Consider the following 25,341-nt stretch of genomic DNA (forward strand, 5'->3'; position numbering starts at 1 on the left):
TTGCTACGTAAATGTAAGAAAAAAAACATGAAACTCAGTTGGTTTTGACAACATTCAGTGAATTGCACGAAAAAAAAGTCAGATTATTTTAAGCTTTTAGGTATTTCGCATATCGGAATTGGAATCATTTTATGTTGGTTATTCCGGTTAAGTTTTGAAAAGAGTTCAAAAACCTCGCGTTTTCTGCCTTCAAAATCCTTGGCTGTGTTTCCGTTTTCTTTCATTGTCATTGCCCATTCCAGCTCAGGATAGGATGCGCCAATCTGGGTTTCATCACTTCTTTCATCACCAAACAATCCATCACTTGGCGCAGCTTTAATAATAGAATTGGAAACACCCAATACCTTGGCAAGGTCATAAATTTCAGACTTCATTAAATCGGCAATGGGGTTCAAATCTACACCACCATCGCCATATTTTGTATAGAATCCAATGCCGAAATCCTCGATTTTATTGCCAGTACCCGCTACCAATAAACCATGTAATCCAGCGTAATAATACAGTGTGGTCATTCTTAATCTTGCCCTTGTGTTCGCAAGCGCCATGTCAACGGTAGCTTGCTTTTCAATTATGGAAACTTCAGCTTTAAATTGATCAAAAACAGGAGTGAGATCCACTAATGAGTTCTTCACGTTAGGAAAATCCTTCTTTAATTGTTTTATATGCTCTTGTCCTCTTGATACGTGGCTTTTTGGCTGATGGATTGGCATTTCAATGCACAATACCTCCAGTCCGGTTTTGGCACATAGGATGGAAGTGACAGCCGAATCAATTCCGCCTGAAATACCAATTACAAAACCATTTACTTTGGCATTGTTGGCATAATCTTTTAACCAATTTACGATGTGGTCAATAACTTTTTCAGTTTGCATTTTTTGGAGGATTTAACACAAAGAATACTACCTTTGTACCACAAAAATAAAGTAATCGCCTAAGTAATAAAAATTAAAGAGGTTATAATAATTCTATGAAGAATGTTGGTTTTTTGTTAATTCTACTGTTTGTTTTTAACGCTTGTAAAGAAAATAATCAGATAGAAAGTGAAATTTCTAAAGTTGATATCGACTTTAGAGTGGAGCGTTTTGATTTGGATTTCGCAAATGCTAAATCTGAAGACTTACCTGAGTTGAAAAAGGCCTATCCTTTTTTGTTTTCGGAGCGTATCAATGATTCTATCTGGATTGAGCGGATTAATGATTCACTTCAACAAGAACTGTCAAACGAAGTTAAAAGAACATTTTCCAATTTTGATGATGTTTATGAGGAGATCGAATCACTTTTTCAACATTTGAAATATTATGATAAAACCTTTAAAGTACCAAGAGTGATTACGGTAACTTCTGATGTGGATTACAGAAATAAAACGATTGTAACCGATACAATTGTGTTGATTTCCTTAGACACTTATTTAGGTTCTGATCACCACTTTTACGAAGGTATCCAAAGGTTTTTGACCTTAAATATGAAGCGCTCTCAAATTGTAAGCGATTTGGCAGCAAACTATTCAGAGGGTTATATTTTTCAAAATAAACCAAAAACCCTTTTGGATGATATGATCTATTTTGGAAAACAATTATATTTTAAGGATAAAATGATTCCATTTAAATCGGATGCTGAAAAAATCGGCTATTCTGAAGAGCAAATAGAATGGGCTAAAGCAAATGAAAGTGAAATTTGGCGCTATTTTATCGAGCGGGAATTGTTGTTCAGTACGGACAATAGTTTGGCTGGTCGATTTATTGCTGATGCACCGTTTTCTAAATTTTATTTGGAACTGGACAGTGAGTCTCCAGATAAAATAGGTCAGTACTTAGGTTGGGAAATCGTAAGATCTTATATGAAGAACAATGATGTTCCATTTTTGGAGATGTTACGAATGGACGCTGACGAAATTTTTAATAAATCTAAATTTAAACCACGTAAATAATGTCTAAAACCATAAAATCAACCATCGAATTGCACGTTGAATTGGATGAAAATCGTGTGCCTGAAAAACTAAGTTGGACGGCACCAGATGGTGGAATCAATAATGAAGAAGCTAAAGCCATGATGCTATCTGTTTGGGATAGTGAAGCACAAGAAACTTTGCGTATCGACCTTTGGACGAAAGATATGCCAGTGGATGAAATGAAGATTTTTTTCCATCAAACCTTGGTCGAAATGAGCAACACCTTTCATCGCGCCACTGAAGATGAAAAAATGTCCGCAACCATGAAGGATTTCTGCGATTATTTTGCCGAAAAGTTAGAACTCAATAAGTAAGATCTATTAACCTGCAAGGTTTACAAAACCTGGAAGGTTTATATAAATAACAAATAAACAATGCGCAAACTCCTGTACGTTTTAATTTTAGTGATGGTCGTCATGTTCGGCTATCGCTATATTTTTAATGATAAGGACAAAACGATTCTACAGGAAAATTCTGCACTAATTCAAGAACAGATTAGGAACGTCAGCAAGTTGGTAGTGACTGAAGGACATTTCAGTCAGGTGTTCACCTATAAGAACTCAAAAGCCATTTTTGCCAACCTTGTCAATGTCGAAAAGAAAGCACTGGTAGTGGTTAATGCAGATGTGACCGTGTCCTACGATTTAAGCCTGATTGAATACGAATTGGATGAAGCCTCCAAAACACTCAGAATTTTAAGCATTCCAAAAGAAGAGATCAATATCAGTCCAGATTTTGAGTATTATGATATCACGGCTGACTATTTAAATCCATTTAAAGCGGAAGATTATAATAAAATCAAAGATAAAGTAAGAGCGCAGTTGATGAAGAAGATTGAAGCTTCCAACTTAAAAAGCAATGCGGAAAATCGCTTGATCAGCGAATTGTCGAAATTCTATATCCTGACCAGTTCTTTAGGTTGGACACTTCAATATGAAGGCAACAACATCAAGTCTTCTGATGATTTGCAGAATATCAAACTGTAAGTTTTAATCGATCATTTTTTTAAGCCAACACGAATTAAAAGTCCACCCTTCAGGAGGATTCAGGTGGGAGATTAGGAGGGAATCTTGCTCTTCAAACTCAGCCAACCACCACCATTTGTGGCGATAATATTATTCAAATTTAAATATTCAGCTGCCTTTGCTGAGCGTGCACCACTGGCACAACATGTAATTACTGGTTTGTTTAATTTCTTGAGTTCCCCAACCCGATTTTTTAACTCATCCAATGGAATGTGTTTTGAATTTTTAATATGACCATTATCCCATTCCCTTTGAGTCCTCACATCCAAAATGATAGCGCCTTTTTCTAAAAGGTCATTTATTTGCCTTTTTTTGATACCGAATATAAAATCGAAAATTCCCATAGTTTTCTTTTGTTTAAATTTACAAAATATTGGACAAATTTTGAGCCATACACTTTGAATTTTAAACTTTGAATCGTGAATACCGAAGGCACACGTAGAGACGAAATTATAAACACAGCCACAAAACTTTTTAAAGAAAAGGGCTATAGTGCGGTGACCATGCGAGATTTGGCAACGGCTATGGGCATGAAAGCGGCAAGTCTTTACAATCACATCAACTCCAAGCAAGAAATCCTCAAAGCCATCATCATTTCTTTGGCTGAAGAATTCACACAAGGCATGGATATCATTAAAAAATCCGATCAAACGGCTATCGAAAAGTTAAATCTGATTGTTGCACTTCACGTCGATATTACAACAAAGAACCCATACGGAATGGCGTCCCTCAACAATGATTGGATGCATTTGGAAGGTCAACTCGAGTATTATTTGGGATTACGAGAGCGCTATGAGAAAGATTTTGTATCGATTATCAAGAGCGGTATTTCTTCAAATGAAATTGTCGATACAAATCCTGAAGTAGTGATGTTTTCAATACTTTCAACACTTCGCTCCTTGTATTTATGGATCCCTCGAAAAGAAGAAATTAATGCAAAAGCCTTGGCTCAAAACTTGAGCGACGTTCTCATCAACGGAATTAACAAATAGTTTACAATTAATTTTGTAAATTTGTCACTCAAACTAACAAGTGTTAGTTTGATGTCTGCAAGTTTTCCTATCCTCGAGATTAGGTATTTGTAGTTAAACTGAATTTAATAAAACAAAAATTCCCTTTCCTTTGGAAAGGGTTAGGGATAGGATTATGGCAGAATTCCACAACCTCAAAGTGGCAGATATTTACAAGGAAACAAAAGATTGCGTAGTCATTGCTTTTGATGTTCCTGATGAGCTAAAGGAAAAATTCAAATACCGACAAGGTCAACATTTGACTTTGCGTAAGGAGTTAAATGGCGAGGACATCCGACGGAATTATTCGTTGTGTTCAAGTCCGTTGGATGGCGAATGGAAAGTCGCTGTCAAAACCATACGGGACGGAGTCTTTTCAAATTATGCCTTTAACGAATTAAAAAAAGGGGACACTCTGGAAGTGATGGTGCCACACGGTGAATTTACGGTTGATGTGGATGTTTCGGCGCGTAACAATTACATCGCATTTGCGGCAGGAAGTGGTATTACACCATTGTTATCCATAATTAAGACACACTTACATCAGGAGCCAAACAGCACCTTTAAGTTGTTTTACTTGAACCGAACCGTAAAATCCATTATCTTTAAAGAAGAAATCGAACAGCTTAAAAATGAGTTCTTTGAAAGGTTTCAAGTATTTTATTTTTTAACAAAAGAACAGCGCGATATTCCGTTTTTGAACGGACGATTTGACAAGGAGAAATTAGCAGTGCTGACCAAAACCTTTATTGATATTCCAGATACGCAACATGCGTTCATCTGCGGACCACAAGATATGATTTACTTGATTCGCGATGAGTTACAAGCTGCAGGAATGCCTAAGGATAATATTCATTTCGAATTGTTTTTTACAGGCAGTTCTGAAGAAGAGAATAAACATATTGCAGAAGTCCTTGAACAAAGAATTGATGGCACACGTGTGACCATTATTGATGGCGGAAAAGAATTCCATTTCATTATGGATGATGATTTTGATACCATTCTTGATGGTGCATTGGCTGCTGGAGCCGATTTGCCTTTTGCCTGTAAAGGTGGCGTTTGTAGTACCTGCAAATGTCAAGTCATAGAAGGTTCGGTCAAAATGAAAAAGAATTACGCACTCGCCGATAAGGAAGTGGCACAGAATTATGTATTGAGTTGTCAAGCCGTCCCAACAAGCGATAAAGTTGTGGTCGATTTTGATGTGTAGCAGGCATTAACCTGCAAGGTTTCTAAAACCTTGTAGGTTTAAATAAGAAAAAAAATAAGACGCAAAAATGGCGTTATACCAATTAGATTTTGAATGTTTAGTTGGTATTAAATATAAAAACTTAAAATCAAAGTCCCTATAAGCTCCCTCTCCTTCGGAGAGGGCTGGGGTGAGGCTTATGAGTGAAGAGCAAATAAGAAATTTAGAAAAGCAATTCGAAGAACGTATCGCAAGAGACGAAAAAATCGAACCGAAGGATTGGATGCCAGAAAAGTACCGTCAGACGCATATTCGTCAGATGTCACAGCATGCGCATTCAGAAGTCGTAGGGATGCTTCCAGAAGGGAATTGGATTACCAGAGCACCTTCTTTAAGACGAAAAGTAGCTTTGTTGGCAAAAGTCCAGGACGAAGCAGGTCATGGCCTGTATCTCTATTCTGCAACAGAAACTTTAGGTATTACACGTGAAGAAATGTATGAGCAATTGCATACTGGAAAGGCAAAATACTCAAGTATTTTCAACTATCCTACCGTTACTTGGGCCGATATGGGTGCTATTGGATGGTTGGTCGATGGCGCAGCTATCATCAATCAAGTGCCATTATGTAGCACTTCTTTTGGTCCTTATGCAAGAGCTATGGTAAGGGTTTGTAAGGAAGAAAGCTTTCATCAGCGGCAAGGTTATGAAATCATGATCAAGTTGGCAAATGGCACACCTGAACAAAAAGAAATGGCACAGGATGCTTTAAACCGATGGTGGTGGCCAAGTTTAATGATGTTGGGACCAACAGATGCCGAATCTGTCCATACCGAACAATCCATGAAATGGAAACTGAAACGTAAATCCAATGACGAATTACGTCAGCAATTCATTGATCAAACCGTTCCACAAGCAGATTTAATAGGATTGACCATTCCTGACGCCGATTTAAAATGGAACGAAGAACGTGGAAGTTATGACTTTGGAGAAATCGATTGGGATGAGTTTTGGCAAGTGGTCAAAGGTCATGGCCCAATGAATAAGGAGCGAATGAAAGCCAGAGTTGGTGCATGGGAACGCGGCGAATGGGTGCGAGATGCAGCCATGGCGCACGCAGAAAAGAAAGCCGAAAGAAAAGAAAAAGAAGCAGTATAATAAGAACTTGAAATTGAGGATGAATTTGAAATTGAAGACCAATTAACTTCGAATTTGATTTCAAACTCGATTTCAATTTAATTCATAAAATTATGTCAACTAAACAATGGCCACTTTGGGAAGTCTTCGTAAGAAGCAAAAACGGCTTGGAGCATCGTCATTTTGGAAGTCTGCACGCAGCAGATGCCGACATGGCACTTGAGAATGCGCGCGATGTTTACACCCGAAGAAATGAGGGCGTCAGCATTTGGGTCGTGGAATCCAAAAACATCACCGCATCCAATCCGGAACACAATGGCGAAATGTTTGAACCAGCAAAAGATAAAGTATATCGCCATCCCACTTTTTATGAGTTACCTGATGAGGTGAAATATATGTAGCGTATAAGCTGAAGTTGAAATTGAAATTCAAATTGAAAAAATGAGTGAGAATAAATTTGATTTGAGTGATCGGTTAGAAGACTTTGCAGCAACTATCATTTTGTTATATGATAAAAAGCCGTTGTCTTATGCTGGTGATTATTTGGCTAAACAACTCATTCGTTCTTCGTGTTCTTCAGCTTTGAATTATGGAGAAGTTTTAGGTGCTGGCACGGACAAAGATAAAATAAACAAGTTGCGAATTTGTTTAAAAGAATTAAGAGAGTGTCACAGAAATCTTAATATTCAGACAAAAGCAAAACTATTTTCAAATGAAAATTTAACACCATTAAAAGATGAAAATGAGCAATTGATTCGAATAATGGTAACAAGAATTAAGAATATAAAACAAACTTGAGATCGAATTGTAATAGAAGAGATGAAATTATGAATTTCAGCCTTTCAATTTCATTTTCGACTTCAATTTCAATTTAAGAGATGAAAAAGTCCCTATACAATTACATCCTCGGCATCGCCGACAACTCCCTAATCCTCGGTCAACGCATGGGTGAACTCTGCGGCCACGGACCGAGTTTGGAAACCGATATCGCCTGTACCAATATTTCTTTAGATTTATTTGGGCAGGTGCGTAGTTATTACCAATACGCGGCCAAAATTGCAGGTGATGGGCGTACAGAGGATGATATTGCCATGCTTCGTAAAGAACGTGAGTATGTCAACGTGCTTTTGGTAGAACAACCCAACACCGATTTTGCTTATACCATGGCTCGCCATTTTTTATTTGATGTATATCACTTATTATTCTTGACAGAATTAAAAAAAAGTAAGGATATGACCTTGGCGGCAATCGCTACAAAATGCATTAAAGAGGTAAGATACCATCAGCGTTTCTCATCGGATTGGATCAGACGTTTAGGCGACGGCACTGAAGAAAGTCAAAACCGAATGCAAGCAGCAATTAACGATTTATGGACCTATACCGATGAATTGTTCCATCAAACCGAAGCTGATAAAGCCATGGTTTCAGAAGGCATTGGCGTAGATGTCACCAAATTAAAAGAAGCTTATTACGAAAAAGTAAATACGATTTTAGAAGAATCAACCTTAACTATTCCAGAATCTAAATATTTCCAAAAAGGAGGGAAAATGGGGATTCATACAGAACATATGGGTTTTTTGCTATCAGAATTGCAATACATGCAGCGCACTTACCCTAATATGGAATGGTAACCAATTCCTGCGAAGGCAGGAATCTCATGAAAGTGAAGCAATATATTCCGGCGAAAGCAGGAATCTCTTAGATAATGAAATCTCTAATGATTACAACAGAACAACATATCGATGACATTTTAATTCCAATATTGGAGCAAGTTTCCGACCCGGAAATCCCAGTCCTCTCTATTATGGATATGGGTGTGGTGCGTTCTGCTGTTTTTGAAAATAGCATTGTAAAAGTTCAAATCACTCCAACATATAGTGGATGCCCTGCCATGGATGTCATTGGTGACGATATAAAAAAAGCTTTAAAAGATGCGGGATATAAGTCGGAAGTAGAGTTGATTTTATCCCCAGCTTGGACCACCGATTGGATAACACCAAGAGGCAGGAAAGCATTGGAAGATTATGGCATTGCAGCGCCTTTGGGAGTCGAAGCCGACAAAGATGTTTTACTACACGGGAAACGCCTTGTAAAATGTCCACAATGTGGTTCAACAAACACAAAAATGGTGAGCCAGTTTGGTTCAACAGCATGTAAAGCACAGTTTCAGTGCGATGACTGTTTGGAGCCGTTTGATTATTTTAAATGTCTTAAGTAGAATATAATAACCTGCAAGGTTTTCAAAACCTTGTAGGTTTTTGAATAGAAAGAATGAACGAAAGTATCTTATTAAAAATAGAAAACAAGATTGCGTATATCACGCTCAACCGCCCAGAGGTGTTCAATAGTTTTAATCGCGAAATGGCGTTACGGTTACAGGACACACTTGATGCTTGTGAAAAAAATGATGCAGTTCGCGCCATCGTTTTGACTGGAAACGGAAAGGCATTCTGTGCGGGTCAAGATTTAAAAGAAGTGACATCTCCAGAATTAAATCCAGGTTTTAAGAAAATCTTGGAAGAACATTATAATCCGATAATCACAAGAATCCGCTCGATTAAAAAACCAATCATTGGTGCCATCAACGGCGTAGCCGCTGGAGCAGGAGCAAATATTGCTTTGGCTTGCGATATAGTAGTTGCTCATGAAAAGGTCAGTTTTATACAGGCATTTAGCCTCATTGGTTTGGTGCCAGATAGTGCAGGAACTTTCTTCTTGCCAAGACTTATCGGATTTCAAAAAGCATTGGCATTGGCTATGCTTGGCGATAAAGTATCCGCAGCAGAAGCTGAAAAAATGGGCATGATTTATAAAGTTCTGCCGTTAGAAAGTTTCGAAGAAGATGTCAATCAGTTGGCATTGAAACTTGCCAATATGCCCACAAAAGCATTAGGAATGATCAAGGAATTATTCAATGAATCTATGACCAACGATTTGGAAGCTCAGTTAGCATTGGAATCTAAATTTCAAATCGCAGCAGCACAAACAGAAGATTATACGGAAGGAGTTGCGGCATTTGTTGAAAAAAGAAAACCGGAGTTTAAAGGTAAATGAATATCGAATATCGAACTGATTAATAATGAATAACGAAGTTTAAAATGGCAATTTATAAGTATGATTTGGAAGAACGTCTAATTCAGTTTGCTGTGGATGTTATTTTAATCTGTGGGAAAATTGACGGTAGTTTCGCCTCACAACATTTGTCAAAACAGTTAATTCGTTCAGCAACTTCCGCCGCTCTTAATTACGGAGAAGCGCAAAGTGCTGAGTCTGCGAAAGATTTTCTTCATAAAATGAGGTTATGCCTAAAAGAATTGAGAGAGTCCTTAGTCAATCTCAAGATTCAAAAAGGGGCAGATTTAATAAAAGACATTGAACGATTGGATCTGTTAATGAAAGAAAATAATGAACTAATTGCGATTTTCGTTTCAAGTATTCGCACATCACAAAATAAGAACAAAAGCTAAATATATGAATAGTATGACTAAACTAAACTTCGATATTCGGTATTCAAAATTCAATATTCGTTATTCATGAAAATAGGAATTATCGGCTCAGGAACCATGGGAAGCGGCATCGCACAAGTAGCTGCTACAGCGGGTTGCAAAGTAAAATTATTCGACACCAATCAATCCGCATTGGACAAGGCAAAAGCAGCTTTGGATAAAATATTATCACGATTGATTGAAAAAGATCGCATTGACGGTGACGAAAAGATCCGAATCCAAAGCAACATTTCCTACGTCGATGATTTAAAAGACCTATCAGACTCCGATTTGACCATTGAAGCGATTGTTGAAAACCTGGACATCAAGAAAAAGGTGTTTTCAGAATTGGAAACCTATGTTTCAGAACACTGTATCATTGCCTCCAATACGTCAAGTCTTTCGATTGCTTCCATTGCAGCCTCCTTAAAAAGGCCAGAACGTTGTATAGGAATTCATTTTTTCAATCCAGCGCCATTGATGCAACTAGTAGAAGTGATTCCAGCCATTCAAACCTCAAAAGAAGTTTTGGAGAAATCTGTGAAAATCATATCCGATTGGAAAAAAATTGTTGCCGTTGCAAAAGACACGCCTGGATTTATAGTCAATCGGGTGGCAAGACCTTTTTATGGTGAAGCCTTAAGAATATACGAAGAAGGTATTGCCGATTTTATAACCATAGATGAAAGCCTGAAAACTTTAGGGGGTTTCAAAATGGGGCCTTTCGAATTAATGGATTTCATAGGAAATGATGTTAATTATACAGTAACAGAAACTGTTTTTACTGCTTTTTATTTCGACCCGAGATACAAGCCAGCCTTTACCCAAAAACGTTTGGCTGAAGCTGGTTATTTGGGCAGAAAATCAGGTAAAGGGTATTATAACTATGATAAAAGTGGTGGTATAATCATTCCTGAACGCGATTACTATCGGGAGAAGGACTCTCATGATAAAAAACTATCGCAACACATATTCGATCGTGTTCTCGTCATGCTTATCAACGAAGCTGTCGATGCTTTGTTCTGGAATATCGCAACCGCGGAAGCTATTGATGAGGCTATGACCAAAGGGGTCAACTACCCAAAAGGATTATTAGCGTGGGCAAATGAAAAAGGAATCGATTGGTGCGTTTCAAAAATGGATGAATTATATAATGAATATCATGAGGATAGATATCGGTGTAGCCCGTTGTTGAGGAGGATGAATATAGGTGGTTTGAGGTTTGAGGTATGACAAGGCAGAGCCATAGAGATCATTTTTGGAGTCATAATGGGATTAGGTATTAGGCATTTGGAATTAGTATGAAAAGTGAATTTCATTTTAAGTTTGAAGATTTACAAGTTTATCAAAAGGCGATGGACTTTGGGGAAGTTGTGGATGCAATAGTGAAAAAATTTCCAGCATACGAATTGTATGCATTATCATCACAGTTCAGAAGAGCAGCTGATTCAATTGCGTTGAATATTGCAGAAGGCTATCCCGGTTCTGATGCACAATTTGTTAAGCACATAAATTATGCTATTTATAGCGCGAATGAGTGTGTTAGTTGCAGTACGAAAGCTAAACGAAGACAATATATTGATTTTGATGAAGATGAAGAAAATAGAAAGTTGATTTCAGAATTGACGAAAATGATGTCTTCCTTAAGAAATAAGATTTTAGAAAGAAACGCAAAAATAACTAATCCCTAATCCCTAATTCCAAATGCCTTTAAAAGGAAACCTCATCCCCTACAAAATGCTCTCACTCGACGCCTACAGCACCTACCTCGGCATTGAAATTTTAGAATGCGAGATTGGTCGTTGTAAAGTTGGGATGACCATCAGAAAAGATATGCTAAATAGCATGGGAAAGGCCCACGGCGGCATCAGTTATTCATTGGCAGATACCGCTTTCGGTTTTGCAGCAAATACGCATGGTAAATATGCGGTTTCCATTGAAACGAGCATCAATCACATTGAAGCTTTAAATGAAGGTGATTATATAGTGGCGGAATCCGTAATTGAGAAAGTGAAAAATAAATTAGGATTCAATATTATCGAGGTAAAACGAGGCGAGGAATTAGTAGCTCTTTTTAAAGGAGTTGTATATAGAACCAATAAAGATTGGGAAAATTAAAAAAGAATGTTTTAAATTTAATAACTAATAATTTTAAACACTAAAAAATATGAAATGGCAAGGTAGAAGAGAAAGTGGTAATTTGGAAGACCGACGCGGAATGTCCAATAAAGGGAAAATGGCTGCTGGTGGTGGCTTAATTGCAGTTGTAGTAGTTTTGCTACAAATGTTTGGTGGTGATACCGGACAAGTATTGGCACCAATTCTTGAAGGTGTAACACAGTCAAGTTCACAGCCGACTGAACAGCGCGAATTGACCGAACGAGAAAAGGAGTCAGGTGTTCTTTTTAAAAGAATTCTAGCAAGTACGGAAGATACCTGGAATCAAATTTTCAGTGAAAATAACCTTGGAAAGTATGACAAACCAGGAATGGTATTGTTCACGGACGCTGTCAGAACAGGGTGTGGAAATGCAAGCGCAGCTTCAGGACCGTTCTATTGTCCTGCAGATCAGAAAGTATATATGGATTTAGCTTTTTTTGATGAGCTGCAATCTCGATTTGGAGCAAAGGGTGGTGATTTTGCCATGGCATATGTAACCGCTCACGAAATTGGTCATCATATTCAAACCGTGCTTGGGACGTCTCAAAAAGTAAGGCAGATGCAACAACAATCCAGTACAGCACAAGCCAATCAACTTTCGGTAGCACAAGAACTTCAAGCCGACTTTTATGCAGGTGTTTGGGCATACTATAACAAAGAGTATTTGGAAGAAGGGGATATTGAAGAAGCCTTAAGTGCTGCTAATGCAGTTGGTGATGATGCCATTCAAAAAAGAACGCAAGGCAGTGTGCAACCAGATAGCTTTACCCATGGAACCTCTGAACAACGCATGCATTGGTTTATGAAAGGCTATAAATCTGGCGATATCAGACAAGGCGATACGTTTTCGGAATTATTGAATTAAACAAACGATTAATAATTGAACCTGCAAGGCTTCCAAAACCTTGTAGTTTTGAAAGATAATATTTTTAAATAATAACTAAACAAGTTCCCTTTCCTTCGGAAAGGGTTAGGGATAGGAATGAAAGAAGCATATATCATAGACGGAATCAGAACGCCTATAGGAAGTTATCAAGGCACTTTATCTGCAGTAAGATCAGATGATTTAGCAGCTTTGGTCATAGAAGAAATTGTCAAACGAAATCCGAACATTCCAAAAGAGGCGTATGACGATGTCATTTTAGGTTGTGCTAATCAAGCGGGCGAGGACAACCGAAATGTGGCGCGTATGGCTTTACTTTTAGCAGGATTGCCATTTACCGTTCCAGGTGAAACGGTCAACCGCTTATGCAGCTCGGGATTATCCGCAATTATTCACGCTAATCGCGCCATAAAAGCTGATGATGGTGACGTTTTTATTGCTGGAGGTGTGGAGCATATGACCCGTGGACCATATGTAGTTGCCAAACCATCCAGTGCATTTGGAACCGATGCTAAAATGTACGATTCGAGTTTTGGATGGCGCTTTGTCAATCCGAAAATGGAAAAATTATATGGAACCGATGGTATGGGGCAAACTGCAGAAAATCTCGTGGAGAAATATAAGATCTCTCGAGAAGATCAAGATAAGTTTGCCTATTGGAGTCAGATGAAAGCGGCAAAAGCGCAGGAAAATGGAAGATTGTCAAAAGAAATTATGACTGTTGAAATTCCACAACGAAAGAAAGATCCCATTCTGTTTTCAAAAGATGAATTTGTAAAACCGAATACCTCTTTAGAGGTTTTAGGGAAATTGCGCGGGGCATTCAAAGCTGAAGGAGGAAGCGTCACCGCTGGAAATTCCTCAGGATTGAATGATGGAGCAGCGGCAACAATTATTGCTTCTGAAGCAGCTGTAAAAAAATACAATTTAAAACCATTGGCAAGAATTGTAAGTTCAGCAGTGGTTGGTGTCGAACCAAGAATTATGGGGATCGGTCCAGTGGAAGCCTCTAATAAAGCATTGGAAAAAGCAGGACTGACCATGGACGATATGGACATCATCGAGCTCAACGAAGCCTTCGCAGCACAAGCTTTGGCATGCACAAGAGCTTGGGGATTGGCAGATGACGATCCAAGATTGAACCCTAACGGAGGTGCCATTGCCATTGGTCATCCGCTCGGTGTAACGGGAACACGAGTAGCCTATTCTGCTGCTTTAGAGTTGCAAGAAACAAGAAAACGATATGCCTTGGTTACCATGTGTATTGGGGTTGGACAAGGTTATGCGGCAATAATTGAAAATGTGAATTTGTAGTATTTGGGCGTTACCCGAAAAGGGTCGCCCTTTCACTACTCGCTTCCCAACGAAAGGGTGGGAGAGCTCAAACAGACCGCTCAAATGCGGAGCATTCACGATTTCTTAATTATCAAATAAGAATGAATGAGTAATCGCTAACGCAGACCTCAAAGGTTTCAAAAACCTGTGAGGTTTATGCAGGAATGAATTAGGATTAGAAGTTTAATTAATAAAAAGCCCTTGCCTTTGGAAAGGGTTGGGATAGGATGAAAAAAATACAAAATTACGTCACAGGACAATGGATAGAAGGTAAAGGAGAAGGAGTGCCGATGTTTGATGCCATAACAGGCGAAGTCGTAGCTCTTTCAGATACTCAAGGACTGGATTTTGCCGAAATTCTTCACTATGGAAGAACCAAAGGCGGCGAAGTGCTTCGTAAAATGACCTTTCAAGAACGTGGGAACATGTTGAAAAGTCTCGCATTATATCTTACCAAAAGGAAAGAGGCTTTTTACGAATTGAGTTATAGAACTGGCGCGACCAGAGTGGATAGTTGGATTGATATTGAAGGTGGATTTGGTAATCTTTTTGCCAATGCGTCCTTAAGAAAATTATTCCCTAACCAATCCTATCACGTCGAAGGAGAGCCTATCGATTTATCACGCGGTGGACGCTTTATGGCACATCATATTATGGTACCAAAACGTGGGGTGGCTGTTCATATCAACGCCTTTAATTTTCCGGTATGGGGCATGCTGGAGAAATGCGCATCAAATTGGATGGCAGGCGTTCCTGCAGTGGTGAAACCTGCAACAAATGGCTCGTTTTTAACGGAAGCTGTGGTGCGTGAAATTATAGCATCACGCATTTTACCAGAAGGCGCATTACAATTAATTACAGGATCAGCAAGAACAATTTTAGATACGGTCCAATCTCAAGATGTGGTGACTTTCACGGGATCTGCAACCACTGGTCGCCTCTTAAAATCGCATAAACGTATTATTGAAGAATCCGTCCCATTTAATATGGAAGCAGATTCTTTAAACGCTTCTGTTTTAGGTGAAGATGCTGTTCCGGGAACACCAGAATTTGATTTGTTTATCAAAGAAGTCAGGAATGAAATGACGGTCAAATGCGGACAGAAATGTACGGCAATCCGTAGAATTATTGTACCGCAAGATCTGGTCGAAGATGTTCAGATTGCCTTAGGAAAAGCCTTGGACAAAGTCACTATTGGCGATCCAAGACTTAAAGAAGTCAGAATGGGCGCTTTGATAAGTAAAGATCAGGTTTTAGAAGTTAGAAATCGAGTTGAGGAATTGGCTAAAACTGCCAGCATCGTTTATGGCGATTTGGATAAAATAGAAACCATTGGTGCCGATGCCAAAAAAGGAGCGTTTTTAAGTCCGATTTTGCTTCGCGAAGACCATCCATTTAAAAATTTATCAGTTCACGAAACCGAAGCTTTTGGTCCAGTAAGTACCATCATGCCCTATAAAAATATAGATGAAGCTATTACCTTGGCGCAAATGGGGAAAGGTTCTTTAGTATCTTCTATTGCAACATTTGACGATAAAATTGCCAAAGAATATGTCGTTAATGCTGCAAGTCACCACGGACGGATTTTAGTCATCAATCGAGAAATGGCAAAGGAAAGCACAGGTCATGGTTCACCATTGCCAAACTTAGTGCACGGAGGTCCAGGACGTGCAGGAGGAGGCGAAGAAATGGGAGGCGTGAGAGGTATTAAGCATTACTTACAACGAACCGCAATTCAAGGCTCACCAACAACACTGACGGAAATTACCGGAATTTATCAAGCCAACGCAAAATATAAAGAAGCCGATCAGCATCCGTTTAAATACCATTGGGAAGACATTCAACCTGGAATGTCGTTAAAAACCCACAAACGGACACTTACGGATACGGATATAATCAATTTCTCCAATCTCACATGGGATCACTTTTACGCGCATACAGATATCACTTCCTTAGACGGGAGCATTTTTGAGAAGCGAACTGCCCATGGCTATTTTATCATCGCAGCGGCCGCTGGATTGTTCGTGTATCCAAATAAAGGCCCTGTAGCTGCTAATTATGGATTGGAGGACTGTCGATTCTTACGCCCATTATATCATAACGATACAATTTATGTGCGATTGACCTGTAAGCAAAAAGTGGATAGAGATGTCGCTTCCGCAGAACATCCAAGTGGAATTGTCAAATGGTTTGTTGAGGTTTTTGATGCGGAAGATGAATTGGTGGCCGTCGCTACAATTTTAACCATGGTTCAAAAGAAACAAGAAGTATTTGTTGAATTGACCGATAATAAAATTCAAGAGCTTCTTTCAAAGCTAACTCCAGGCATGAAACCAAAATGGGGAATCATGACGCCACAACATATGTTGGAACACTTGGAATACACTTATAAAATTGCTTCAGGTGAGATACAGGATTTTGAAGTGGCAACACCAGAAAAGATATTAGAAAAGGTTCACGCAAGTCTTTATACCTATGATAAGTTTCCAAGAAATACATATTTCCCGTTGCTCGAAAAAGATAAGTTGGAAGCTTTAAAATATCCAGATTTAGAGACTGCGAAACAAAAGTTCCAAGAGCAAAGAGAAAAGTATTTGGAGTTTTTTAAGGAGCATCCAGAAGCAAAATTGAAAAACTTGGTTTTTGGTGAATTGAACAAATATGAATCTTATTTGTTGGAAAGAAAGCACCTTAACCATCACTTTGAACAGTTTGGGCTTTTGTAGCCCAAACTGCTCAAAGCACCCGAGAAATCGGGTGTCCCTTAAATATAGGCCTAATTAATGATTTTCTGTTTTTATGGAAATAAATATAACATGGAGCGTTTATATTATTACGAATAAACCAAATGGCGTATTGTACATAGGAGAATCGAAACGATTAAAGAAGAGAATATATTAGCATAAAAACAAAGTTCATCCAAGTACTTTTTCAGCGAGATATAATTTGGATAAACTCGTATATTTTGAGAATTACAACATAGAAGATGATGCAAAATTAAGAGAAATTCAATTGAAGAAATGGAATAGAGCTTGGAAAATTGAATTGATAGAAAAAATGAATCCAAATTGGTTGGATTTATACAAGAGTTTATAATTAATAATTAAAAGAGTTTTCCGTTTTCACGGGAACACGCAAGCGTGATGGAAGAATACGTAAAACTAAAAAACAAAAACGGAGTAGGATATATTGAATTTTTCCATCCTGCGCAAAATTCCTTACCAGGAAATCTATTGTCAGAATTGGCAAGAACTATTTATGCTGCAGGTGAAGACGAGCATATCAAAGTTATAGTCCTACAAAGCGGAGGCGATAGAACGTTTTGCGCGGGCGCAAGTTTCAACGAACTTGTAGATATAAACGATGAGGAAACTGGGAAGATATTCTTTTCAGGTTTCGCGAACGTCATCAATGCCATGCGAAAATGTCCAAAATTCATCATCGGACGTATTCATGGGAAGACTGTTGGTGGCGGTGTTGGATTGGCATCAGCCACCGACTATTGTATGGCAACCAAATATGCGGAAATTAAGCTAAGTGAACTCAATGTTGGCATTGGTCCGTTTGTGGTTGGTCCCGCAGTTCAACGTAAATTGGGATTGAGCGGGATGTCACAGATTGCCATGGACGCCAACACATTTTATACAGCGGAATGGGCGAGGCAAAAAGGATTATATACCCACGTATTCGACACAGTTGAAGAACTAGATGACGCGATAAAAACATTCGCAGAAAACATGTGCAGTTACAACCCAAAAGCCATGTCTGAAATGAAAACCATGTTTTGGAGAGGCACCGAAGACTGGGACCAACTATTGCTACAACGTGCAAAGATAAGTGGACGATTGGTTCTTTCAGAGTTTACGAAAGAGAAGTTAAAGGAGTATGAGTAAATCCCATCCCGGCCTTCCCGAAGGGCAGGAGCGAGTAATGCCAATTCAAATATGATGTATAATAACATTAGAATAATTACACAACAGTTTTTCCCCTTCGGGGAAATTAAAAGGGGATTACTATGATCTACTCATTCAAAGGTTACACCCCCGTTGTTCACGAAAGCAGTTTCGTACATCCTTTAGCTGCGGTCACAGGTAATGTGATTATCGGTAAGAATTGTTATATCGGTCCGGGCGCAGCTATTCGTGGCGATTGGGGACAAATTATCTTAGAGGATGGTGTCAACGTACAAGAAAATTGTACGGTACACATGTTTCCGGGTAAGTCCATCACCTTAAAAGAAAGTGCGCACGTTGGTCATGGTGCCATAATTCACGGCGCTAATTTGGGTAGAAATTGCCTGATTGGGATGAACTCAGTGATTATGGATGATGCTGACATAGGCGATGAAAGTATCGTTGGAGCTATGAGTTTTATAAAAGCAGAAACCATTATTCCAAAACGAAGTCTGGTGGTCGGTAATCCGGCAAAAGTAATTAAACAAGTAAGCGATGAGATGATCGCTTGGAAAACTAAAGGCACCCAACTCTATCAGCAATTACCAGCCGATTGTCATGAGAGTTTAAGAGAAGTTGAACCTTTAAGAGAAGTTCCAAAGAATATGAAAATACAGGAAGATGTATATAAAACACTTCGTGAACACTTTCTGCGCAAGCAGGAATCCTCTGATTAAACGCAGAACGACAAGGGGTTGATACCATATTCAGTTCCTGGCATTAATTACAATGCTATGACGGATAACATATCATAAGCGGAGCAAGATTATAGTTTGAAATAGTTGGGCGTTACCCAAGGGTCGCGCTTTCACTACTCGCTTCCCGACGAAAAGTCGGGAGAGCTCAAACAAACCGTTCAATCGCTAACGCAATGTCGATAATAATAAGAAAGTATTGTAGTAGAAATAAAATAGGTTAACCCGCAAGTTTTAAAACCTTATAGGTTTGAATTTAAGTCGGTTTGAAAATTAGATAAAATGAGTAAAGAAAAGAGATTCCCACTTTCGTGGGAATTAAAGATGCCCAAAATGGGCGAAAGTATCACGGAGGGAACCATAATCAGTTGGCTCATCAATGAAGGCGATTCCTTTGAAGAGGGTGATATCATTTTGGAGGTCGCCACCGATAAGGTAGATAATGAAGTCCCAGCACCTCAATCTGGAAAACTGATACAAACACTATTTCAGGCAAAGGACGTGGTTCCAGTTGGAGAAATTATTGCAATTTTTGAGGCTTCGGAAGATATAACTTCAATTGAAAAAGTTGTTCTTCCTTCTAATTCTGAAGTTTCTGAAGAAAAAACAAAGCAAACGCCAAAAAAACCTGAAGCGACGAGATCTACTTCAAGACCAATTACTTCAAGTTCAACTTCAAATATTTCCTCCTCTTCGGGGAGGCCAGGAGGGGATTTCTTTTCCCCTTTAATCCAAAAAATAGCGAAAGAACAACATATTAGCTATGAGGAGTTGGCGAGAATTCCAGCCACTGGACATGAGGGACGATTACGAAAAAGCGATGTCTTCAATTATATAGGAGAGGGAAGGCCCTATAAGTTTACACAAGCCGTAGCGCAAGACCCCACCGCTTACCGCATTCCACAATTGAATTTCGATAAAGGGAAAGGTAAAATCATAAAAATGGACCGGATGCGGCAAATGATTGCTGATCATATGGTCTATTCAAAACACACGTCGCCCCACGTCACCGCTTATGTGGAAGCCGACATGACCAATATGGTCAATTGGCGAAATGCCAATAAAGAGGCTTTTCAAAAAAAATATGGCGAACGTTTAACATTTACGCCCTTGTTTGTTGAAGCGGTTGCAAAAGCGGTCAAGGATTTTCCAAACATCAATGCCTCTGTGGATGGTAGTGACATCATCGTGAAAGAAGATATCAATATCGGAATGGCAACAGCCTTACCAAGTGGGAATTTGATTGTCCCAGTTGTGAAGAATGCAGATACAAAAGATTTGAAAACATTGGCAGAAAATGTCAATGAGATGGCGAACAAAGCCAGGGAAAATAAATTGGGAGGTGACGATATCAAAGGCAGCACCTTTACTATTTCCAACGTTGGGACGTTTGGAAGTGTGATGGGAACCCCCATTATCAACCAACCTGAAGTGGCCATCTTAGCTTTGGGGATTATCAAAAAAAGAGCAGAAGTCATGGAAACTGAAAAGGGTGATGAGATTGCCATCAGAAGCATGATGTATTTGTCTCTGTCCTTCGACCATCGTGTGGTTGATGGTTTTTTAGGCGGCAGTTTTGTGCGCCGCGTTGCCGATTATTTCGAGCAATTTGATGTTAATAGAAAAATATAAATGCATCCCAATTTCCACGCAAAGACCGCGAAGATTTTAACGCAAAGATTTTGCGTGCTTTGCGAATTCCTTATTTTACTTTGCGTGAAATCCTTTTTTATCCATCAATGACTCTCAATTTCCACGCAAAGATTTTAACGCCAAGATGTTTTGCGTGCTTTGCGAATTTCTTATATTGCTTTGCGTGAAATAATTAGATGATGACAGAGAATGAACTTTCTTTTAAAGTTATTGGAATTGCTTTAGAATTGCATAAGAGTATTGGTCCTGGTTAACTAGAATCAACTTATGAAAATGCATTAGCTTATGATTTGAGAGAAAGAGGTCTTTCGGTTCAGCAGCAAGTTCCAATGCCATTCATATACAAAGAAGTAAAAATGGATATTGGATATAGATTAGATTTATTGGTTGAAAATAAAATAATTATTGAAATAAAATCTGTCGAAAATTTGGCACCTGTTCATTACGCACAACTATTGACTTATCTGAAATTATCAGATTTGAAATTAGGATTACTGATGAATTTTAATTCTAGGTTATTGAAAGAAGGAATTCATAGAATAGTAAATAATTTATAAAACCCTCCGAATTAAAGAGTTCAAAACTTTAGCAAACTTTGCTATAAATAAAAGAGAATAAATCAAAATGACCCACAATATTCCAAAAGAAATATTTCGTAAAGCTTTTACAAACCTTTGTACCGCGAAGGCGATGTCAGAATTGTACGAAGCTAATTTCAAACAAGTTTCCAAATACGTACACGCCACTTCAAGAGGGCACGAAGCCATTCAAATAGCTCTCGGAATGCAATTGTTGCCGCAAGACTATGCGTTTCCATATTACAGGGATGATGCCATGCTGCTATCTTTTGGATTGAGACCATACGATTTGATGTTGCAATTGTTGGCTAAAAAAGACGATCCATTTTCTGGAGGTCGTACCTATTACGCACATCCCAGTTTAAGAGATATCGATAAACCAAAAATACCGCACCAATCGTCTGCTACGGGAATGCAAGCCATTCCAGCGACTGGCGTTGCGATGGGCTTTAAGTATCGCGAAAGCGGTACGCTCTTTCAAGAAGAAAACGAAACAGCGACAACTTTGCATCATTCGGGGGAAAAATCCTCAAGCGATTATAACCCTTCAGTGCATTCAGAGTATTCTCGCCTTCATGGGACGTCCCCAATTGTTGTCTGTTCTTTGGGTGATGCTTCCGTGACTGAAGGTGAAGTTGCAGAAGCGTTCCAAATGGCTGTCTTGAAAAAGTTGCCCATCTTATATCTGGTACAAGATAATGAATGGGATATTTCTGCCATTGCAGCAGAAATCAGGGCACAAGATGCCTTTGAATATGCTAAAGGATTTAAAGGTTTGGAAGCCATAACGATTGATGGTGCTAATTTCATAGAAAGTTATGAAGCTCTTGGAGAAGTTATAACGACCATTCGCAAAGAGCGTCGGCCATTTTTAGTACATGCTAAAGTACCTTTACTGAATCATCATACGTCTGGTGTGCGGATGGAATGGTATCGTGATGATTTGGAAGAAGCTAGGTCAAGGGATCCTTACCCAGTGTTGAAACAACAATTGTTGGATCGCGGATTTACAAACGATGATTTAGAACTCATAGAAAATGATGCAAAAGAGGCTGTAGCGGCAGATTTTCATCTGGCTCTAAAAGCCGAAGACCCCAAGCCAGAAGATTTATTTACGCACGACTTTGCACCAACCCCAATTACCGAAGAAACCGGCGAGCGTTCGCCGAAAGGTGCGGAGAAAGTCGTTATGGTCGATTGTGCCCTGTTTGCTGTGGAAGAATTGATGAGAAAGCATAAAGAATGTCTGTTATATGGACAGGACGTCGGAGCGAGACTTGGCGGCGTGTTTAGAGAGGCGGCAACCTTGGCTCAAAAATTTGGAGACGAACGGGTGTTTAACACCCCAATTCAAGAAGCTTTTATAGTGGGATCAACCGTTGGAATGAGTGCTGTTGGACTAAAACCCATTGTTGAGGTTCAATTTGCTGATTATATTTGGCCAGGTTTGAATCAATTATTTACTGAAGTGAGTAGAAGTTGCTACCTATCCAATGGAAAGTGGCCTGTAAGCATGATTTTGCGCGTGCCAATTGGTGCTTATGGGAGTGGAGGTCCATACCATTCGTCGTCCGTTGAAAGTATCGTGACCAATATTAGAGGAATTAAAATTGCTTATCCAAGCAACGGCGCCGATTTAAAAGGGCTGATGAAAGCGGCTTATTACGATCCAAATCCAGTCGTTATTTTAGAACATAAGGGTTTGTACTGGAGCAAGGTTCCAGGGACTAAAGGAGCCACTTCTGTTGAGCCTGCGGAGGACTATATATTGCCCTTTGGGAAAGCTTGGGTACTTCAAGAAATTTGGAAGCAAGAAGGAAAAGAGACCATCACAATTGTCACTTACGGAATGGGCGTGCATTGGGCGTATAATGCGTCTGGAGAAATGGGAATGCGAGATCAAATCGAAATCATTGATTTGAGAACCTTGTTTCCTTTGGATGAAGAAACCATTATGAAATCCGTCAGAAAAACAGGGAAATGTCTTGTTGTTACTGAAGAACCTTCAAATAATTCTTTTGCGAGAGCTTTGGCAGGAAAAATTCAGGAAGAGTGTTTTAAGTTTTTGGATGCCCCAGTGATGACCATTGGAAGTGAAAATATGCCCGCCATTCCCCTTAATTCCATATTGGAGGAGACAATGATTCCGAGTACGGAAAAGGTTAAGGCTAAAATAAATGAGTTACTTAATTACTGATTAGAGTCAACTTGAGCCGCTAATACTTGGTAATTTCACATCAAACATTAAAACCTAGTATTATGAAAAAAGTAATTTTTATGACATTCATGTCATTGTTTATGACCATCTCATTGACATCTTGTAGAGAAGAGACGGAAAAAGAGAAAATAATAAACGAAATGAAGGATGAGGGTGCTGATATTGAAGTTAGTAGAGATGGTGACAAAATTAAAATGGAAACTGAAAATAGAAAGGTCAAAATCAAAACTGATGATGATGGCGACGTCAAAATAAAGGATAAAAAAGATAATTAATCATTTCGATCATGTAAAAAAAAGGCGGCTCATTTGAGTCGCCTTTTTTTTATAAGTTATATTCAGAAAGTGGTTTTGTAAATTTTTCTGGATCTGCCGCCAAATGATAACGGGGATCGTCGATGGCATCAATAATGACTTCCTTAAATTTAGGACTCGCTTTATACATCAAGGTTTTGCAATCTTCGCTTAAATGTTTGAGTTTAATTGTTTTGCCTTCCGCTTCATATTTTTTTACCAAATTAAAAATAGCTTCCAACGCTGAATGGTCGCTGACACGTGATTCTACAAAATCAATGACTACATTTTGAGGATCGTTCTTGGCATCAAATTTATTGTTGAAATTCTGAACAGAACCGAAAAATAAAGGGCCCCATATTTCATAAATTTTTGTACCGTCTTCGCTTACGCGTTTGCGTGCTCTAATCATTGTTGCATTTTTCCATGCGAATACAAGAGCAGACAAAATAACCCCAATAAATACAGCAATTGCAAGATCATAAATGACCGTTACTGCTGATACAGTTACAAGTACAAATGCATCTGCAACCGGAATTTTTCTAATGATCCTGAAACTGGACCAGGCAAATGTTTCAATAACCATCATAAACATGACGCCTACCAAAGCGGCAATGGGAACTTGTTCAATATATTGAGCGGTAAATAAAATAAAAGTTAATAAAGTCAACGCCATTGCAATTCCGGATAAACGCCCTCTACCACCGGCATTAATATTGATAACGGTTTGACCGATCATACCACAACCTCCAGTACCTCCAAATAAGCCACTTACCATATTTCCTGCGCCTTGTGCTACACATTCTCGATTTCCATTCCCGCGAGTGTCTGTTAGTTCATCTACTAAGTTCATGGTCATTAGAGATTCGATAAGTCCTACAGAAGCAGCTAAAAACGCATAAGGAAGGATGAACTTAAGTGTAGCGAAATTGATCGGTAGGTTTTGCCATAGTTCGGTATTGGGAGTTGGAAATTCGCCCTTCAAACCTTCGCCACCACCTTCTATAATATACGAGCCAACGGTGCTTACATCAAGACCTCCAAAAATAACAACACCACTTGTAACGATAATTGCAATTAAAGCTGAAGGTATTTTTGTGGTTAATTTAGGAAGTAACCAAATTATAGCCATTGTTAGCCCCACAAGACCTAGCATGATGTATAATTCAGAACCTTGCATCGGAATGTTTATATACGTTTTTAAACCGTCCGCACCTATTTCTAATTCTTTGTGAGAGAACATGCGCACTTGTGCCAAAAATATTACAATTGCTAACCCGTTGACAAACCCCATCATCACTGAGTGGGGAATCAAACGCACAAAACGTCCTAATTTTAAAACGCCAGCGCCTATTTGAATGAGTCCCATTAATATAACAGCTGCCAATAAATAAAAGTAGCCCATATTTTCAATAGGGGTATCAAACAACATCCCTTTAGAATGTCCTTCAGAAATAAGGTTTACAAAAATAACGGCTACAGCACCGGCAGCACCCGTAATTAATCCAGGTCTGCCTCCAAAAATTGCGGCAATTAATCCCACAATAAATGCGCCTGACAATGCCACCAAAGGATCTATTTGTGCCACAAAAGCAAAAGCGACAACCTCAGGAATCATGGCTAATGATACGGTAATGCCTGCGAGGATGTCATTTTTCGGGTTTTGGGTGAAATTTTTTCTTGTTTGGCTAAACATCATGATTTTTGCACTTTAAAGGGGGCAAAGATAGGGTTTTAGAAAGGAAGGCTACTTTCGCTCGTAGTTTTTATGCATAAAAAAA

At 38.9% G+C, this 25,341-nt stretch carries 28 protein-coding genes and 1 pseudogene; 26 read left to right on the plus strand and 3 right to left on the minus strand.

All coding sequences use genetic code 11. The features are described 5' to 3' along the window. Positions 1 to 83: 83 nt before the first annotated feature. The gene (gene nadE, locus ESZ48_RS17145; protein WP_129018731.1) at positions 84 to 872 is read right to left on the minus strand and encodes an NAD(+) synthase; all 789 of its coding nucleotides are present in this window, start codon (positions 870 to 872) and stop codon (positions 84 to 86) included. A 95-nt stretch (positions 873 to 967) separates the two neighbouring features. Between nadE and gldB the strand changes: the two genes are divergently transcribed. Genes gldB through ESZ48_RS17160 form a run of 3 tightly spaced genes read left to right on the plus strand, consistent with a single transcriptional unit; the run spans position 968 to position 2,934 of the window. Next, positions 968 to 1,927 (plus strand): gliding motility lipoprotein GldB, encoded by a 960-nt coding sequence (gldB, locus tag ESZ48_RS17150; protein WP_129018732.1) that lies wholly within the window; start codon positions 968 to 970, stop codon positions 1,925 to 1,927. Beyond that, positions 1,927 to 2,262, plus strand: coding sequence for a gliding motility protein GldC (gene gldC / locus ESZ48_RS17155; protein WP_129018733.1), 336 nt, complete (start codon positions 1,927 to 1,929; stop codon positions 2,260 to 2,262). Before gldB ends, gldC begins: the two co-directional genes overlap by 1 nt. A gap of 60 nt (positions 2,263 to 2,322) precedes the next feature. Continuing rightward, a complete protein-coding gene (locus ESZ48_RS17160) occupies positions 2,323 to 2,934 on the plus strand; it encodes a DUF4230 domain-containing protein (protein WP_129018734.1) in 612 nt (203 codons plus the stop codon). A gap of 71 nt (positions 2,935 to 3,005) precedes the next feature. Here the strand turns inward: ESZ48_RS17160 and ESZ48_RS17165 are convergent, their stop codons facing one another. Next, positions 3,006 to 3,317 (minus strand): rhodanese-like domain-containing protein, encoded by a 312-nt coding sequence (locus tag ESZ48_RS17165; RefSeq protein ID WP_129018735.1) that lies wholly within the window; start codon positions 3,315 to 3,317, stop codon positions 3,006 to 3,008. A gap of 75 nt (positions 3,318 to 3,392) precedes the next feature. Here ESZ48_RS17165 and ESZ48_RS17170 point away from each other — a divergent pair, with 75 nt between their 5' ends. From ESZ48_RS17170 to ESZ48_RS17275, 23 genes and pseudogenes are all read left to right on the plus strand, one after another. Then, positions 3,393 to 3,965 (plus strand): TetR/AcrR family transcriptional regulator, encoded by a 573-nt coding sequence (locus ESZ48_RS17170; RefSeq protein ID WP_223266494.1) that lies wholly within the window; start codon positions 3,393 to 3,395, stop codon positions 3,963 to 3,965. A gap of 154 nt (positions 3,966 to 4,119) precedes the next feature. After that, on the plus strand, positions 4,120 to 5,193 hold the full coding sequence (gene paaE, locus ESZ48_RS17175) for a 1,2-phenylacetyl-CoA epoxidase subunit PaaE (RefSeq protein ID WP_129018736.1): 1,074 nt from the start codon (positions 4,120 to 4,122) through the stop codon (positions 5,191 to 5,193). Positions 5,194 to 5,371: 178 nt separating this feature from the next. Next, positions 5,372 to 6,328, plus strand: coding sequence for a 1,2-phenylacetyl-CoA epoxidase subunit PaaA (paaA, locus tag ESZ48_RS17180; protein ID WP_129018737.1), 957 nt, complete (start codon positions 5,372 to 5,374; stop codon positions 6,326 to 6,328). A 92-nt stretch (positions 6,329 to 6,420) separates the two neighbouring features. Continuing rightward, positions 6,421 to 6,708, plus strand: a complete 288-nt coding sequence (gene paaB / locus ESZ48_RS17185) for a 1,2-phenylacetyl-CoA epoxidase subunit PaaB (protein WP_129018738.1) — start codon at positions 6,421 to 6,423, stop codon at positions 6,706 to 6,708. 40 nt (positions 6,709 to 6,748) lie between these two features. Then, positions 6,749 to 7,105 (plus strand): four helix bundle protein, encoded by a 357-nt coding sequence (locus ESZ48_RS17190; RefSeq protein ID WP_129018739.1) that lies wholly within the window; start codon positions 6,749 to 6,751, stop codon positions 7,103 to 7,105. 80 nt (positions 7,106 to 7,185) lie between these two features. After that, on the plus strand, positions 7,186 to 7,938 hold the full coding sequence (gene paaC, locus ESZ48_RS17195) for a 1,2-phenylacetyl-CoA epoxidase subunit PaaC (RefSeq protein ID WP_129018740.1): 753 nt from the start codon (positions 7,186 to 7,188) through the stop codon (positions 7,936 to 7,938). Between the two features lie 86 nt (positions 7,939 to 8,024). After that, positions 8,025 to 8,525, plus strand: coding sequence for a 1,2-phenylacetyl-CoA epoxidase subunit PaaD (paaD, locus tag ESZ48_RS17200; protein ID WP_129018741.1), 501 nt, complete (start codon positions 8,025 to 8,027; stop codon positions 8,523 to 8,525). A 53-nt stretch (positions 8,526 to 8,578) separates the two neighbouring features. After that, positions 8,579 to 9,361: an enoyl-CoA hydratase-related protein gene (locus ESZ48_RS17205; RefSeq protein WP_129018742.1), complete on the plus strand. Its 783-nt coding sequence runs from the start codon at positions 8,579 to 8,581 to the stop codon at positions 9,359 to 9,361. A gap of 65 nt (positions 9,362 to 9,426) precedes the next feature. Then, complete coding sequence (locus tag ESZ48_RS17210; protein ID WP_223266495.1) at positions 9,427 to 9,774, plus strand: four helix bundle protein; 348 nt, start codon at positions 9,427 to 9,429, stop codon at positions 9,772 to 9,774. 66 nt (positions 9,775 to 9,840) lie between these two features. Next, entirely contained in the window at positions 9,841 to 11,025 is a 1,185-nt protein-coding gene (locus ESZ48_RS17215; RefSeq protein ID WP_129018744.1) for a 3-hydroxyacyl-CoA dehydrogenase NAD-binding domain-containing protein, read from the plus strand. A 68-nt stretch (positions 11,026 to 11,093) separates the two neighbouring features. Continuing rightward, positions 11,094 to 11,483, plus strand: coding sequence for a four helix bundle protein (locus ESZ48_RS17220; RefSeq protein ID WP_129018745.1), 390 nt, complete (start codon positions 11,094 to 11,096; stop codon positions 11,481 to 11,483). 13 nt (positions 11,484 to 11,496) lie between these two features. Next, a complete protein-coding gene (locus ESZ48_RS17225) occupies positions 11,497 to 11,910 on the plus strand; it encodes a hotdog fold thioesterase (protein ID WP_129018746.1) in 414 nt (137 codons plus the stop codon). A 49-nt stretch (positions 11,911 to 11,959) separates the two neighbouring features. Continuing rightward, the gene (ypfJ, locus tag ESZ48_RS17230; RefSeq protein WP_129018747.1) at positions 11,960 to 12,817 is read left to right on the plus strand and encodes a KPN_02809 family neutral zinc metallopeptidase; all 858 of its coding nucleotides are present in this window, start codon (positions 11,960 to 11,962) and stop codon (positions 12,815 to 12,817) included. Positions 12,818 to 12,934: 117 nt separating this feature from the next. Then, a complete protein-coding gene (gene pcaF, locus ESZ48_RS17235) occupies positions 12,935 to 14,149 on the plus strand; it encodes a 3-oxoadipyl-CoA thiolase (RefSeq protein WP_129018748.1) in 1,215 nt (404 codons plus the stop codon). Between the two features lie 248 nt (positions 14,150 to 14,397). After that, on the plus strand, positions 14,398 to 16,896 hold the full coding sequence (gene paaZ, locus ESZ48_RS17240; protein ID WP_129018749.1) for a phenylacetic acid degradation bifunctional protein PaaZ: 2,499 nt from the start codon (positions 14,398 to 14,400) through the stop codon (positions 16,894 to 16,896). A gap of 73 nt (positions 16,897 to 16,969) precedes the next feature. Next, complete coding sequence (locus ESZ48_RS19740) at positions 16,970 to 17,071, plus strand: GIY-YIG nuclease family protein (protein ID WP_317127999.1); 102 nt, start codon at positions 16,970 to 16,972, stop codon at positions 17,069 to 17,071. Positions 17,072 to 17,116: 45 nt separating this feature from the next. Beyond that, the gene (locus ESZ48_RS19745) at positions 17,117 to 17,266 is read left to right on the plus strand and encodes a GIY-YIG nuclease family protein (protein WP_317128000.1); all 150 of its coding nucleotides are present in this window, start codon (positions 17,117 to 17,119) and stop codon (positions 17,264 to 17,266) included. A 44-nt stretch (positions 17,267 to 17,310) separates the two neighbouring features. Further along, complete coding sequence (locus ESZ48_RS17250; protein ID WP_129018750.1) at positions 17,311 to 18,063, plus strand: enoyl-CoA hydratase/isomerase family protein; 753 nt, start codon at positions 17,311 to 17,313, stop codon at positions 18,061 to 18,063. 122 nt (positions 18,064 to 18,185) lie between these two features. Continuing rightward, entirely contained in the window at positions 18,186 to 18,800 is a 615-nt protein-coding gene (locus ESZ48_RS17255) for an acyltransferase (RefSeq protein ID WP_129018751.1), read from the plus strand. Positions 18,801 to 19,100: 300 nt separating this feature from the next. Next, complete coding sequence (locus ESZ48_RS17260) at positions 19,101 to 20,450, plus strand: dihydrolipoamide acetyltransferase family protein (protein ID WP_129018752.1); 1,350 nt, start codon at positions 19,101 to 19,103, stop codon at positions 20,448 to 20,450. A gap of 287 nt (positions 20,451 to 20,737) precedes the next feature. Continuing rightward, positions 20,738 to 21,028 (plus strand): annotated as a pseudogene (locus tag ESZ48_RS17265) (GxxExxY protein); the annotation flags it as partial. Positions 21,029 to 21,095: 67 nt separating this feature from the next. After that, positions 21,096 to 23,246, plus strand: coding sequence for an alpha-ketoacid dehydrogenase subunit alpha/beta (locus tag ESZ48_RS17270; protein ID WP_129018753.1), 2,151 nt, complete (start codon positions 21,096 to 21,098; stop codon positions 23,244 to 23,246). A 62-nt stretch (positions 23,247 to 23,308) separates the two neighbouring features. Then, complete coding sequence (locus tag ESZ48_RS17275; RefSeq protein ID WP_129018754.1) at positions 23,309 to 23,542, plus strand: hypothetical protein; 234 nt, start codon at positions 23,309 to 23,311, stop codon at positions 23,540 to 23,542. A gap of 49 nt (positions 23,543 to 23,591) precedes the next feature. On the opposite strand, the gene ESZ48_RS17280 is transcribed toward ESZ48_RS17275, so the two are convergent. Continuing rightward, on the minus strand, positions 23,592 to 25,259 hold the full coding sequence (locus ESZ48_RS17280; protein WP_223266496.1) for a SulP family inorganic anion transporter: 1,668 nt from the start codon (positions 25,257 to 25,259) through the stop codon (positions 23,592 to 23,594). Between the last annotated feature and the right edge of the window lie 82 nt (positions 25,260 to 25,341).

Source organism: Gelidibacter gilvus, from assembly GCF_004115975.1.
Classification (GTDB): domain Bacteria; phylum Bacteroidota; class Bacteroidia; order Flavobacteriales; family Flavobacteriaceae; genus Gelidibacter; species Gelidibacter gilvus.